Origin of the sequence: Brevibacillus parabrevis (assembly GCF_022701015.1) — a bacterium.
Taxonomy (GTDB): domain Bacteria; phylum Bacillota; class Bacilli; order Brevibacillales; family Brevibacillaceae; genus Brevibacillus; species Brevibacillus parabrevis.
This window is the reverse complement of record NZ_CP064090.1, coordinates 3,907,167-3,921,939: the sequence shown is the minus strand read 5'-3', so window position 1 is coordinate 3,921,939 and position 14,773 is coordinate 3,907,167. Positions and strand designations below refer to the sequence as shown.

The 14,773-nt window shown below is 51.2% G+C and carries 10 protein-coding genes and 1 pseudogene; 1 reads left to right on the top strand and 10 read right to left on the bottom strand.

Features of this window, described 5'->3' with window-relative positions:
* Positions 1–178: 178 nt before the first annotated feature.
* The 3 genes from IRJ17_RS18070 to IRJ17_RS18060 form a co-directional block, all read right to left on the bottom strand.
* On the bottom strand, positions 179–1,936 hold the full coding sequence (locus IRJ17_RS18070; RefSeq protein ID WP_217020925.1) for a Rieske (2Fe-2S) protein: 1,758 nt from the start codon (positions 1,934–1,936) through the stop codon (positions 179–181).
* 227 nt (positions 1,937–2,163) lie between these two features.
* Positions 2,164–3,354 carry an MFS transporter gene (locus IRJ17_RS18065; RefSeq protein WP_373926304.1) on the bottom strand — a complete coding sequence of 397 codons (1,191 nt, stop codon included), beginning with the start codon at positions 3,352–3,354 and terminating at the stop codon, positions 2,164–2,166.
* A gap of 89 nt (positions 3,355–3,443) precedes the next feature.
* Positions 3,444–4,484 (bottom strand): NAD(P)-dependent alcohol dehydrogenase, encoded by a 1,041-nt coding sequence (locus IRJ17_RS18060; protein ID WP_122966502.1) that lies wholly within the window; start codon positions 4,482–4,484, stop codon positions 3,444–3,446.
* A gap of 189 nt (positions 4,485–4,673) precedes the next feature.
* Here IRJ17_RS18060 and IRJ17_RS18055 point away from each other — a divergent pair, with 189 nt between their 5' ends.
* Positions 4,674–5,219: a TetR/AcrR family transcriptional regulator gene (locus IRJ17_RS18055; protein WP_122966501.1), complete on the top strand. Its 546-nt coding sequence runs from the start codon at positions 4,674–4,676 to the stop codon at positions 5,217–5,219.
* A gap of 149 nt (positions 5,220–5,368) precedes the next feature.
* Here IRJ17_RS18055 and IRJ17_RS18050 read toward each other — a convergent pair.
* The 7 genes and pseudogenes from IRJ17_RS18050 to IRJ17_RS18020 form a co-directional block, all read right to left on the bottom strand.
* A pseudogene (locus IRJ17_RS18050) lies at positions 5,369–5,641 on the bottom strand (phosphoenolpyruvate synthase); the annotation flags it as partial.
* 39 nt (positions 5,642–5,680) lie between these two features.
* On the bottom strand, positions 5,681–6,181 hold the full coding sequence (locus IRJ17_RS18045; protein WP_122966500.1) for a DinB family protein: 501 nt from the start codon (positions 6,179–6,181) through the stop codon (positions 5,681–5,683).
* Between the two features lie 103 nt (positions 6,182–6,284).
* Entirely contained in the window at positions 6,285–8,540 is a 2,256-nt protein-coding gene (locus tag IRJ17_RS18040) for an ATP-binding cassette domain-containing protein (RefSeq protein WP_122966499.1), read from the bottom strand.
* A gap of 200 nt (positions 8,541–8,740) precedes the next feature.
* Positions 8,741–10,333 carry an alpha/beta hydrolase gene (locus IRJ17_RS18035; RefSeq protein ID WP_173597338.1) on the bottom strand — a complete coding sequence of 531 codons (1,593 nt, stop codon included), beginning with the start codon at positions 10,331–10,333 and terminating at the stop codon, positions 8,741–8,743.
* 47 nt (positions 10,334–10,380) lie between these two features.
* A complete protein-coding gene (locus IRJ17_RS18030) occupies positions 10,381–11,115 on the bottom strand; it encodes a thioesterase II family protein (RefSeq protein WP_173599363.1) in 735 nt (244 codons plus the stop codon).
* 59 nt (positions 11,116–11,174) lie between these two features.
* A complete protein-coding gene (locus tag IRJ17_RS18025) occupies positions 11,175–12,974 on the bottom strand; it encodes an ABC transporter ATP-binding protein (RefSeq protein WP_242771378.1) in 1,800 nt (599 codons plus the stop codon).
* Positions 12,975–12,978: 4 nt separating this feature from the next.
* The gene (locus tag IRJ17_RS18020) at positions 12,979–14,766 is read right to left on the bottom strand and encodes an ABC transporter ATP-binding protein (RefSeq protein WP_242771376.1); all 1,788 of its coding nucleotides are present in this window, start codon (positions 14,764–14,766) and stop codon (positions 12,979–12,981) included.
* Positions 14,767–14,773: the final 7 nt, after the last annotated feature.

Below are 14,773 nucleotides of genomic sequence, written 5' to 3'. Positions count from 1 at the left end.
CGTAAGAATGGGCCATGCTTGGCCGGAATTGGGGAACAGGAACAATAATGACCGTTGTGGAAGTCAAACATCCGGCATTAGTCGCTTCGTCATTAATGTAATTGGAAGATAAAAGAGGTATTCAGGAACAAAAAGATGACAAGTAAGTCATCTCTTCAATCAAAGCTTCATGTTAGGATTACGCTTCTTCAAATAGCCGCTCTCCCCGATGCAGCCGTACGGCTATTTGGGCCATATGCGGCTGTTCGCGCGGGGTTGGTGCGTGGGCAGCCAAATAGCGGGTTGCTGCCAGAAGCATCGTTTCACCAGCGCGAGTGGCAAAAGCGTCGCTACGCATCGCCCAGCGGTCATATTCGGCTACCGCCGCTTCGTACATTTGAAACGAATGAAATTCGGCGTCTTCGCGTAAAAGCGCATGACCCAAAGTGTTAAGCAAGGCGTCGGGATTGCCGCCAGCGTGCAGGTAGCCGGCTGTCCAGCGCGCCGCTTCTTTCACCTGCTGGCGTTGATCCAAAATTTCCAGCAGCCGCTCTGGACAAGTAGTGTCGACGGCTGGTACGGCCGAGCCATCTGGGCGGCGTGCCGCAGGGATATTCAAAAAACGATCCAAATAAATTCTGATTAGCCCGTGGTAGATGGCGCGGATGAGCAATGGATGGCTTGAGCGGCGCAAACGCTCGTGCACGGCGTGGGCATAGGTAAACGTATGCAAAACGGAGAGCCAATCCCCGAAATCATTCTGGGTATGGAAGCCAACAATCCGCTCCGCCGCGGCCAAAGCAACCAGTTGGGCCAACTGGGCCGGATGTGCGCCGGATTTCAAAAGCTCTGTTACAAGATTCACTGTTTCAAGAGGTTCGTCGCTTAACAACTGCTTCACCATTTTTTGCTCGTCTTCTGCGGAAATATTTGTATAAGGCGCGGCCAGAGGAAGACTATCCAACTGGGCGAACACTTCCTTCAGTGGAGCGACTAGATTCACTGGCGATTGCCATTGATGAAGTTCTTCGCTCCGCGTCGGATTGGCGAGAAGCCGAACCAGCGAGGTCAGTGTCTGCTCGGTATGCTCTTCGCCAATAAGGTCAATCGCTTCAAAGGCTTTATTATGGAAATCGAATGTATGGCCGCCATCCAAATAAAAGTGATCAGTCACCGCGATCAACATCATTTCCGATATCTGCTCCAGGGAAGCCCCTTGGCGGATCGCTGTGAGCAACACTCTTTCAGCTCCTTGTGTGTCGCGGACCTCGATACAGTTGCGGTACCATTCCGTCAGCCGCTCGAACGGAACGTCAGACTCCGGCAGCGGCTTGAGCAGATGCCGCGCCGCGGCACCGGAGCTGTTGCGAGCCACATGAAGCAGTCCTTGATAGAGGGCGAGGATCGTCCCTGCCTTATCTAGCTTTGGCAGCACATTGGCCATCGCGGTCAGGATGGTAAGTCCTGGATTCCATCCCCTTCCATAGACGGTACCGAAATGGATGCCGACCTGCATGATTTTCGCGACTGGAACGCCGGCTTCCACCAATCCGACGACAGCTTTGGCAATCACCAGCCCCAGATTTTGCTCCAGACCTTCTTGCAACCGAAGTATATGTTTCTCAATGCTGTTCGCCTGTTTAGGGTGCGGATTTACCCACACTACTCCATTCTCAATTTTGACTGCATAGGATGGAACATCGTCCGCCCACGGGTCCAATGTTCCGCCGCTACAGACGTCAAAGCGCGCATGATGCCAATGGCAGGTAAGGATCCCGTCGCACAGGCTGCCCATATGCAGGGGAAATCCCAAGTGCGGACAGCGATTGTCTACCGCGTAAACCTGCTGCTCATGATAAAACACGGCGATCCCGCCGTGGATTAACTTGTGGCCCTTTTCTTGAATCGACGCCAGTGTACCTGCGTTGATCCAGGGCTGGCTTTGGGGTTGTTGCATGTTGAGCCCTCCTTAATATTCTGTATTTTCGAATAAATTTATCACTGACCTTTAAATTTGTCAACATTTTAATCTGTAATGTATAGTAAACTCATTGCAAATCCATCTCATGTAAAAAGAAGCAGACGCCTTTAGGCAAGCTGCTTCTTTCGTAGCGGAAGTCAATCTCACGTTGTCCCAAATGGATAGTGTTGGGAGCATATCTCATACGATTTGACTCCTTTTTCTCACCTAGACTGCTGTTTTGCAGGACTGTTCATATGATTTCTCATGAATATAAATACCAGACTCAATAGTAACGATAAAAATCCCACTAATACGACGTATTGGGTACCTAATTCGGAAATAAATAATCCACCTGCCGCTGTACCAATTGTTGTTCCTAAATTCACGGATGATAAAAATAAACCATTAGCGAAGTCAGGTGCTTCTGGAGCTGCAGACATAATCCAATATTGATTTATATTCGCCCCTATTCCAGCCAATATTCCCCAAATCAGCGTAATGAAAGCCATAGGTACGGTAAACTGTCCAAGTAGAAGTAAAACAATGTAAACGGCTCCCAACGCAAAAGGAAACGATACGACAGATTTGATCGCAGCTTGAGAAAGTAACTTCCCTGCTATAATGTTTCCAATGATGTTCGCTCCTCCGAATATGACTAACATGACGCTGATTACATTCCCGGAGGTATTCGTAACGGCTTTCAGATACTCGGCAAGATAGCTGTACACCCCAAATACTGCGGAATTTAGTAAAATGACAGCTACAATGGAAAGCCAGGTAATTGATTTTTTCAATACCGATAATTGAGCGCCGTAAGAAAGTCTTTCTTGAACAGGCATGGAAGGGAAAAATACGAATATCGCGATAAAGACGATAGCGTTTACGATTGCGAAAAAGGACATGGATACTTGAAACGAAACGGCACTGGCCAGAAAACTTGCGATGGGTACACCAAGTACCATGCCTGCAGATACTCCAATAAAAACTTTTGAAACAACTTTTGGCGCTTCTTCCTTGCGCACGGAGCTGGCGGCCATTGTAAAAGCTGCTGAAAAATAGATGGGGTGAAAAATAGCGGGAATCACTCGCGCAATGATTGCAATAGCAAAGTTCGTTGTAAATATAGCGACAATGTTACCCAGCACGAAAATACCAAGGACGAGCAACATGGCCGTCTTGCGATTTACCCCCGAAAATAACAACGGCATAGTTGGACCAGAGATGGATACAGCAAGTGCGAAGAGACTCACCAGCCACCCGGCCTTAGATATACTGATATGAAAGTGATCAGCCATGTAAGGTAATATTCCTATAACTCCCATTTCGGTATTGATGATGCCGAAAGCCCCTATGGCTAAGATGAAAATGAATAAATGATCTCGTTTAGCCAAAAAAACACCGCCTATCTTCATTGCTTGGAAGCTCTTAACAAAAGGTGGGTTAACCTGCAAAGTGGCTAACCCATTTTTTCTAGGGAACATGTATTTCGGATCATGAAAGACTACAAAGTAGATATATCCATTACGAATCGGTAGCGCACATCACTGCGCAAAACACGCTCATAAGCTTCTTCTATTTGTTCAGCGCGAATGATCTCGATTTTTGGTTCAATGCCATGTTCTGCGGCGAAGTCGAGCATCTCTTGTGTCTCGCGAATGCCACCGACAAGCGAACCGGCAATGCTGCGACGGCCCATGATTAAGGAAAACACATGATACTTATCAAGCTCGGCAGGCGCACCAACATTGACAAGGGTTCCATCTACGCGAAGCAACGACAAGTATGCATCGACAGGAAGGTTTGCAGAAACGGTATTTAATATGAGGTCAAAATGACCAGCCAATTCAGCGAACGTGGCGGGATCGTTGGTGGCAAAATACTGGTCTGCACCCAATTCCAGGGCCTCGTCCTTTTTATTCATCGACCGACTCAAGACCGTTACATCTGCACCAAGGGCATGCGCAAATTGAATGGCCAGGTGGCCAAGTCCCCCCATTCCGACAATCGCAACCTTCTTGCCCGGGCCAGCGTTCCAGTGCTTCAAGGGAGAATACGTGGTGATACCTGCACATAAAAGCGGCGCCGCCACATCCAAATTCAAAGCAGTAGGAATATGGACAACGAACCCTTCCTTTACAACGATTTTTTGGCTGTATCCTCCGTATGTTGGATTACCATCGTAGTCTAGTTGGTTATACGTGTTGATAACGCCTTTCGTACAATATTGCTCCTCTCCGCTGAGACAATATTCGCATTCTCCGCAAGAGTCAACAAAGCAGCCAACGCCAACGCGATCACCGACAGAAAATTTCGTAACTTCCGATCCGATTGCTGTTACAACTCCGGCGATTTCGTGACCCGGAACCATGGGGAAGATTCCATTCGCCCATTCGCCGTAAGCGCTGTGAATATCGGAGTGACATACGCCGCTAAACTTAATATCGATTAGCACATCATTCGGGCGAAGATGTCTTCTTTCGATAACAATCTTCTCAAACGGTGCTTTTGCACTTGGGACACTTAGAACATGAGTTTTGCACATATATTTTTCGCTCCTCTGCATTTCTGGTCAGTGTTGGATTACATAAACAAAACAAGTTGTTTAATCAACTCATGTCTATTATTATAGATGTCAGGGAAGCACATTCAATGGTTAAAATCACGGAATTTGTTGATATTCCAACACAGCGATCGAAAATGTTGATTATCTAAGAAAGTTGGTTAAAATACGGTGGCAAAAGTAGATCGGAGAGTTCTTAAAACACAGGAAGCGATGAAAAAGGCAGTCATTGAACTGATGGCTGAAAAAAACTTCGATGAAATTACGATTCAGGATATTGCCGACCGGGCAAACATAAACCGAGGGACCATTTACCTCCACTATCGGGATAAATTTGATTTATTAGACAAACTCATAGAGGCGCACATGAATGAGCTGGGCGATATGGGCGAATGGGCTTGCAAGCTGGATTGGAGCAATGGCCTTTTACCTTTCTTCGAGTATTTTGAGAAAAACTATGTGTTTTTTGCGACGATGTTAGCAAGTAAAGGGGCGCCCTCTTTCCGCATACGGCTTTTTGATTTGATTATCGAAGGATTTAAAGGTGAGATTGACACAGAAAGCAGGAGAAATCCGGATTTTAGTGAAGATGTTGTCTTGCAATACGCCGGGAACGCTTATGTAGGTGTAATAGAATGGTGGATAAAAAATGGAATGCCTTACCCTCCCAAAGCCATGGCTAAAAAAGTGGGAGCACTGTTAGAGAGAACGCTATAATTGTGAACGCCCTAACGTGCTCCTGCATTCAACGCATCGGAAAATAAAAAGGTACTCAGAGGCGTACTTATGCGCACCTGAATACCTTTTTTTAAGTCAACTACACTATTTCAATATACCCTTCCGTCCCATTCACGCGAATGCGGCGTGCTGATGATCCGGTAATCGAGCTTGTTTGTGCGTACGGCTTCGTGCAGTTCTGCAAACGTAAGGTAGTACATATCTTCTGTTTCACGAATCACGCCAGCTTGTACGAGCTGTTCGGCTTCTTTCAGCAAAGCCTGTTTATACACAAAATAGCGCCTGACTATGCCGTATTTTGGATATTCCCGATAGCCGATAAACTGGCGGAGCAGGTCGATCATGCGCTTTGTTTCGCCCGCTTTTTGTTCACCATCCGGCAATTGCTTCAATCGCTCCAGTGATTGTCCAGGCTCAGCTCTCGCTTACAGTTGGTTGGTTCAAGCTCCGTTTTGCTCATCAGCCGAAGGGCCGTAAAAACCAGGCACCGGAACGTCGAGCAGTCGCAAGTAAACCCCGAGCTGGGCACGATGATGGACCATATGACTCAAGCCGAAAGTGCGAAGCGCGATCGCCCGCGGTTGACAGAAGATGATATGATCGCCGTGGCTCAACGTCCACTCTTCGCTGAGCCATTTCTCGTCGCATTCGTCCAGCAGCTTTTCCAGCTTGCCGATGTTCCCGTCGAACTCCTCCAGAAATTCCTCTCGTCGTTGCAAAGCCTCCCGCTGCAGCGGTACCGTCGCAAGGTCAAACTGCGGGTATTGCAAAATCGCCAGTTGCCAGTTCAGCAAGTTGACCAGGTGTGTAGCAAGTCCGCCCAAAGTCATCGATTTCTCGTGCGGCTTCCAGTCCAGATGTTCCTCGGGCAAGCGCTCCAAAATACGGCGCGTAGCAGTCAGCTCGCGCATAGCGTCGCCAAAGATCAGTTGTTTTGTCATATATTCATCTCCTCCCTGTTTGGCAAGCATACTACAAAGTTGGACAAGTGGGAATCATTTAGGAACAGGGCTTGCTTCTCCCTGCTCCTTTTTGTTTTATACACTACCTCAAATATTTACCTGTGATCGACTGCTCCGCTTCGACGATTTGCTCCGGTGTGCCCTCAAACACTACCTGGCCGCCCTTGCTGCCGCCGTCCGGCCCCATATCGATAATCCAGTCCGCCTGGCTGATCACGTCGAGGTTATGTTCAATGACAATCACGGTATTTCCGGTGTCCACGAGCCGATTCATGATCGCAAGAAGATGGCCGATGTCCGACATATGCAAACCTGTCGTCGGCTCGTCCATGACGTAAATGCTCCCCTTCTTGTGCAGCTCGCTTGCCAGCTTGATGCGCTGGCATTCCCCGCCTGATAGCGTGCTGAGCGGCTGTCCCAGTGTGATGTAGTTCAGACCTACATCGCTCATCGCCTGCAGCTTGCGCACGACTTCTTTTAGCTCGAAAAACTCCAGCGCCTGCTCTACCGTCATCTCCAGCACTTCTGCGATGGACTTGCCGTTCAGCTTGTAGGCGAGCACCTCTTCCTTGAACCGTTTCCCGCCGCACACTTCGCATGGCAGCTTCACACTGTCGAGGAAGGCGAGGTCGGTGTACACAACGCCCAGCCCTTGGCAGTTCTCGCAAGCTCCTTTGGAGTTGAAGCTGAACAAGCTTTGATTGACTTTGTTCGCGGAAGCAAACGCCTTGCGCACATCGTCCATAATCCCTGTGTAGGTCGCAGGATTCGAGCGCGTGGATACGCCTATCGCCGATTGGTCGATGACGATGGCATCTGGATGCTGGCTGAGGAAAATTTCGTTAATCAAGGTGCTTTTGCCTGATCCGGCCACGCCTGTCACGACGGTCAGCACTCCGGTCGGAATATCGACACTCACATTTTGCAAATTGTGCAGCGTAGCGTCCTTGATGGACAGTTTGCCAGACGGCTGTCTGCAATCGCTTTTCAACTGGAGGGGGCGTTTCATATGGGTGCCTGTCAGTGTACCGGAGGCAAGCAGTCCCTGATAGCTTCCTTCATATATAATCGTACCGCCGCGGCTTCCGGCGTGAGGCCCGACGTCGACGATATGATCCGCCACTTTGATCACATCGGGATCGTGCTCGACGACAATGACGGTGTTGCCCTTGTCGCGCAGCTTTTGCAGCAATCCGTTCAGGCGGTGTACATCCCGCGGGTGCAAGCCGACGCTCGGCTCGTCGAAAATGTACGTGACATCCACCAGACTGCCGCTCAGATGCTTCACCATTTTAACCCGTTGCGACTCGCCGCCGGACAACGTGTCCGTCTCGCGGTCCAGCGTCAAATAGTCCAGTCCGATATCCACCAGATGCTGCAACCGCTCCGTCAGCGACTTGACGAGCGGCGCAACGGCGGGATCGTCGATTTCGCGAATGGCGAGGATGAGCTGTCCAACTTCCATGGCGGACATTTCCGCGATGTTGCGTCCGTTGATCCGACAATTGAGCGTGGCTTGACTGAGTCTCGCGCCTTTGCAACTCGGGCATGGACCTTCGGAGATGTACGGTGCCACCGCTTTTTGCGTGCGTTCGGACTTCGTCTTCACGTCCTGCTTGATGTACTTGTTGGTGAACTTCTCGATGACGCCTTCGACCGTAATGTTCGTCAGCTTCCCGGCGAAGTCCATCTTCACTTTCCTCGCTTTGCCGTACAGCAGCAGCTCCAGTTCTTCTTCCGTGTAATCGCAGAGCTTTTTGTCCGGATCAAACGAGCCTGACTGCAAGACCAACGTCCAATCCCAGCTGTCTACTTTATAGTCCGGCAGCATGATAGCCCCTTCGTTCAACGACTTGGACATGTCGATGGCCTTGCTCATGTCTACGCCCAATTTGCGGCCGATCCCGTTGCACTCCGGACACATGCCTTGCGGGTCGTTAAACGAAAACAGGTGCGCTTGTCCCACGTACGGCTGCCCCGCTCGCGAGAAAAGCAGACGGAGAATCGGCGAAATATCGGTAATCGTGCCCATCGTGGAATGGGAACCCCCGCCCAGCCGCTTCTGGTCGACAATCACGGCCATGCTCAAGTTCTCGATCGCGTCCGCATCTGGTTGGGGATAGCGCGGCAAGAAATTGCGCACGAACATGCTGAAGTTCTCATTCAGCAGTCGTGTCGATTCTGCGGCGATCGTATCGAAGACGATGGATGACTTGCCGGAGCCGGATACTCCGGTGAAGATTGTAATTTTCCGCTTGGGAATGCGCAAGGATACGTTTTTCAGATTGTTTTCTCGCGCACCCGAGATGACGATATACTCCTGATTTGCTTCGCTCATGCGCAACACCCTCCCGATCGTTTCATTTTTGCTCATCTTCTCATTGTACCATTTCTTGGGTGTGTATAGTCGAGCAAGACGCGTTTGTCTTGTTGTTTTTCTCGCCGGGAAGATCGGTCATGTGCCTGGCTCGGACAAAGCTGCTTTTCCTGTGCACAGAAAAAACGACCCTGGAAAAAGGGTCGTCCATGTTTTGCCGCTTACTTTTCCAACTCGCCATCGTCATCCGTTACCGCAAAATTGTAGTTGATCGAGCGGGTAAATGGCTCGCCGTCTTCATTGATGCCCGTTACGTCAAAAGACAGATTGTACACGCCAGGCTTCGTTGGGACGGTAAAATTGCCTGTCAGCTCATCGCCTTTGATCGCGAACTTCACCTGATCGAGCACGCTGGCCTTTTCGCCGTTGAGCGAACGCGTCACATTTGCTTTTTGCAGCAAGGAAGGATCAATTTCGCTATCCCCCAGCTCCACGGAAATTTTCGCTTTGTCGCCCTGCTCGAATACTTTTTTGCTCGCTTTTACCTTCGCCTGCTCGCCGCCTTCAATCGAAGCGACCATGAAGAAGGCATCGTCCTCTCCTTCGACCTCAAGTGTCCACTCGCCCGCTTCAGGCTCAGCGATTTCAATGAAATGATGAACAGCTTCGGCGAAAATGAGAGGCTCGTCCTCCGATTCGCTCTGATCGCGCAAGTCCGCTTCGTACTCTTCGCCGGACGGGCTGATCAATGTCACCTTTGTCGCTTGCGAAGAAGTGATGGTGTCGAGATTCAGCTTTTCAATCCCGCTCTCCAGGAAAAACGTTTCTGTAGCGGTGTCCTCTACTTCGCCCCCGCGCAAAATGAAGGAGCTTTCTTCTTCTGCGGAAGCTTTTGCTTTCGTTTTGCTGACTTTGTTCGGCTGTTCCCGCAGCGTTGCCGATGCTTTTTTCAATTTGGGCTCGACCAGATTCCATGTTTGCGAAGCCTTCGCGATTTGACCGTGGGAAATGTCCTTCGTAAAGCTTTTGATCCCGTAAGGCAAACCGAGAGCAGAGTCTACAGAAACGGCGCCGTCGTCTTCACCAGGCAGAACGGCATGGGCAAACCACGTAGCGCTAAACCAGCCGTCGTCGCCTGTTCCGGCAGCCATATAAGTGGTCGTGGAGCGATTTTCGCTGCGGTTGTCGGTTTGGGAGCGGAAATTCGCCATGTATGACGTTTGCAAGGAGTACACGGCGTCGTCTTTTTTGCCGAGAATATCGGCGAGCCACCCTGCCCAGTTGCTGTAGGCCAGGTCTGCCAATTCTGAACCTTTGTTCGGCGTAGACAGCTGATGGACCACGTTTACATACGGATGTGCCCCGTAGTGGACGAGCGCGGTCTGCGTATCGATGCCGCCTTTGGAATGCGCAATGATGTTGATTTTCGAGACGCCGTAATGATCCGCCACCTTTTTGATCACTTCGGCGAGCTTGGCCCCGTTTGTCCACATGTTTCCGCCAGTGCCGTCTGCGTCTTTCAATTGGACAAAAGCGGTACGATACCCGGCGTTATACGCGGCATCGTAAAACCCGTCTGTCGTGTACCAGGTGTTGTAAGTCGAGTGCAAGCCTTGCACAAAAAGAATCACGGGTTTGTTATTGGACGCGTTGGGAGGGACAGCACCCGTGTACCAGTCGCCAAAATGGCCGTTCGGATTGTCGTCATGCAGCACAGGAGCCGGAGCTGCTGCGCTTGCGACAGTTGGGCAGACCAGTGCCGTCGTTAACGTAGCGGCTGCCAGCATTCGGGACAAAGCTTTGCGGTTCTTCATCATAACACCAACCTTAACATAGAATTTATTTGTGCCATTCCCCTTTGCTAGAAAGAGGAATGGATTGCCACCGTTTTTTCTTCCTTCAGGACATTTTGAATGATTTCGAGAATCGAACTTGTTTGGTGGTGAATGAAAAAATGGCCACCAGACACCGGGAAAAACTGGCACGCTCCCTGGCAGTAGTCGCGCCACGCCCAAATATCTTCGAGTGCAATCGTATCCTCCGTACCGTACAGCACGGTCATGTTGACAGGCACCTGGCGAGGAAGATCGGGATTCATTTCGTATGTCTGCACCGCTTGAAAATCGGCACGCAGGATCGGTAAAAACAGCTCCAGCAGCTCTTGATTTTCCAAGACGTCGTCAGGAGTGCCGCCGAGCTTGCGCAGCGCTTCGACAAACTCGTCATGCGGCAGGTTGTACGTCTTGGCAAGTTTGCCATACGCATGCGGTGCGCGAGAGGCGGACAGAAACAAGTGCTGTGGCAACAGTGCGCCCTTTTGCATCAGCTTGCGGGTCAGTTCAAATGCGACCAGTCCGCCCATGCTGTGGCCAAAAAAGGCAAACGGCGTCTCAGCCAGTGCGGGCGTGATCCGGTCGCATACATCCTCCAGCAGCTCATAAAAGCTGGTTGGCAGGAACACGTCCCGGTTCGGCTGGGGAATGTGTGGGCGCACCTCGAATGCGTCGATTTCCAAAAAGGTCGGCGGAAGTCTCGACTTCCAGCTGTAGTAGATGCCGGGAAGTCCGCCTGCGTACGGAAAGCAAAACAGCTTCATTTCTTTCCTCCCATCTTTGCTGATTGATCGATTGATAGTTTGGCAGATGGAAAACAGGGTCAGATGAGACTTGCGCTGCTTTCCGGCGCCGACAAGGCGGGAGCAGGTCTGTCCTTTCTTTGCTGTACTTCATACATGCTGGCGTACAAGCCGTTTTGCGCCAGCAATTCCGCATGCCGTCCCTGTTCCATCACTTTTCCTTCGTGCAGCACGTAAATCATGTCCGCATGCTCGATGGTCGACAGGCGATGAGCGATGACCAGGACGGTTTTTTCCTGCATGAGAGCCGCCAACGCTCGCTGCACCCAGAACTCCGATTCCGTATCCAAAGCAGAGGTTGCTTCATCCAGTAAAAGAATCGGCGCATTTTTCAGGATCGCTCTGGCAATCGCGATGCGTTGGCGCTGTCCTCCCGACAGCTTGGCCCCTCGCTCGCCTGTGCGGGTCTGATAGCCGTCCGGCAGTTCCATGATGAAATCGTGAGCGTAGGCGGCTTTGCTCGCTCTTATCACCTCTTCTTCCGTGGCGTCGAGGCAACCGTAGCGAATGTTTTCTTCGATGGTTCCCTCGAACAAAAAGGCGTCCTGCGGCACGTAGGAAATCAGGCTCCGCATCTCCGCGATCGAATATTGGCCGATCGGTTTGCCCAGCAAGGAAAGCGAGCCGGCTGAAGGCGGGTAATAGCCTAACAACAGCTTCATCACCGTGCTTTTTCCGCCTCCGCTCGTCCCTACCAGCGCAGCCATTTGACCTCGCCCGACTTGCAGCGACACACCTTGGAGCACCTTTGTATCGGCGGTGTAGCCAAAGTCGACCTGCTCCACTGTCAGCATGCTGTCGTATATCCGGGTTGCGGTAGGGGCGGAAGCTGGTTCGTACCGCTTCGGTTCGAGCGGTTCCTGGAGAAAGCCGACAATCCGCGAAGCGCCTGCCAGCGAGCCTTGCAATGTCGTGATGACCTGCCCAAGCTGCAAAAAAGCCAGTGTCACCAGCATTTGCTGCTGAACCATCGCGACCAGCACACCGAGTCCGATCATTTGTTTGGCGACCATCATGATGCCAAACACAAGCATTCCCCCGAAGCTGACAAACTGGATGAAAAAGTTGGTTCCTTCCAACAGCGCGTGTTTATGTCCTTGCTTGATCGCGGACAAGGTCACTTGTTCATTGGCTTCCGTGTAGCGTGCCGTCACAACCTTCTGTAAATGAAACATCTTGATGACGGGCAAGCCTGCCAAAAAATCGCTCAGCCGTTCTGTGCCCGTTCCAAGCTGCTGCTGCATTTGGTCGCCAATGCGCCGCACCGACTTGGCAAACTGCGCATTCACGTAAAGGGTCAGCGTGCTCACGAGCAAAAGAACCGTGGCAATTTTCCCATCCAAAGCAAACATCCCGACGATCGAGCCAACCAGCGACAACATAATGATGCACAGCGTTTTCAACTGTTCGGCATACGCCCGCTCCATCAGCTGGACGTCGTTGCCCAGCCGCGACATCGTATCGCCCGAATGATGCTGCTCGTAGTAGGCGAAAGGCAAGCGGCTCAATCGCTGAAAAACAAGCAGCCGGATATTGGCAACCACCTCGCGGACGCAGCGCCGATATATGTAGCTGAAAAAAGGCGACAGCAGACTGAACAAAAGAAACATCGCAGCCATCGTCACGATCGCTCTGGTGAGCAGTGCCGGGTCTTTCGAGCTCGCAAAGTCTGTCAAATCCTTAAACACAAATGGCAAAGCGACCAAAACAGCGGCTTGACCGATTCCATCACCGAGTAGCCCCAAAAAATACGCGCGCTTTTTCGCTTTCATCAGCGACAGCAGTTGCAGCAGCTCCTGCGTTAACTTCTGGATGAACACAACACTATACCCCCTCTGCTGCCAGCGCTCTTTGTTCATCTGTAGCAAACTGTTTTTGATACAAGCGGGTGTACACGCCGCCTTGGGCAAGCAATTCGTAGTGCGTGCCTCTTTCGACGATTTGCCCTTGCTCCAGGACAAGCACTTCATCCGCGTCTTTGATCGTGGAGAGACGATGGGCAATGACCAGTACCGTCCGATTGCGCATTACATTTTCCAGCGCCTCCTGAACGAGTGCCTCAGACTCTGTATCGAGGGCTGACGTCGGTTCATCCAGCAGCAAAATCGGTGCATCCTTCAAAAGCGCGCGGGCAATGGCAATGCGCTGTTTTTGTCCGCCGGATAGACGGGAGCCTCGTTCCCCGACTTTTGTTTCATAGCCCTGGGGCAACTCCAGGATGAAATCATGCGCATTGGCCGCTTTCGCCGCTGCGATAATCTCGTCTCGCGTCGCATGCACCCGGCCGTACGAGATATTTTCCGCAATCGATACCGGGAAGAGCGTCGTATCCTGCGAAACCAGCGACAAATAATGGCGCATCTCCGCGGTATTCCAGTCGTTCAGGGAGTGTCCGAACACTCTCATGCACCCGTTGCCTGGCTCGATGCGGTAAAACCCGCACAGCAATTTCAGGATGGTGCTCTTGCCGCTGCCGCTCGCTCCGACCAAGGCAACGGTTTTGTTTGGCGGCAACACAAAGCTTACATTTTCGAGTATCTTCGTTTTTTCGTAGGCAAACGAGACGTTCTCAAACTCGACCGGAACGGCTGCTGGATCAATCGGAATAGCTGTCCGGCCATTTTCCTCCACAGGCTGCAAAAAAATGTCTTGCAGGCGCTTGGCTGCCCCGGAAGTCTCCTGGACTTGGGCAAACAGCACAGGGGCGAGTGACAGCGGCTCGATAATAAAGTGAAGCAAATAGCTGAAAATGACCAGGCTGCCCAAGCTCAGCTCTCCGGTCTGAATCAAGTAGCCACCGTAGGCGACAAAAAACAGGATCGGCGCAGAAAACAGCAAAATTCCGGGAGCGGTCATCCAGGCGCGCTTTTTCTCAGCCAGTATGCCGTTTTTCAGCACCTGCTTCATGCCCGCTGCGTATTTGCGGTACATCACGTCTTCCAGTTGAAAAGCTTTCACCATGTGAATCCCGGACAAAGTGTCCTGGGCAACGGTATTGGCTTGCCCCAAATGCTCCTGCATGCGCTCGGCATACGTTTGCAAAGGTCTGCTCATTCTCCCTGTAATCACGATGGCAATGGGCAGAATCGCGACGCTGAAAATGATCAGCTTCCAATTGATCGACAGCAGCAAGGTCAGTGCCCCGGCAAACACAACCGGCAAATAGAACAGTTGGAAAAAGTGCTGCTGCAAAAAGCTTTGCAAGATTTGCGCATCGCTCGTCAAGCGAGAAACGAGATCGCCCGAATGATATTGATCCATCGTGGACATCGGGACTTTTTCCAGATGCGCCGCCATTTTGTTTTTCAAATCCCGCATGGCTCTGGCGCTAAACCGCGCGGCCGAGTATGTAATAAAATACTTCGCGAGAAAACCGACGATGGTGAGACAAAAAATGATCAGGGCGATTTGGACCAGCTTGTCAAAGTCGCTTGTATGTTCGACCATGCGCTGAATCAGGACCCCCATCAAAATGTCTGCCACCGCGACGAGCAGCGAAGCAAAGATGCAGATGACTACCCATTTTCGGTAAGGCTTGACAAACGACAATACCCAGCCAAATACGGCGTTTTTCCTTTTCCTTGTCTGTGGATCTTGCTTGGTAACAATCATGTGCGGC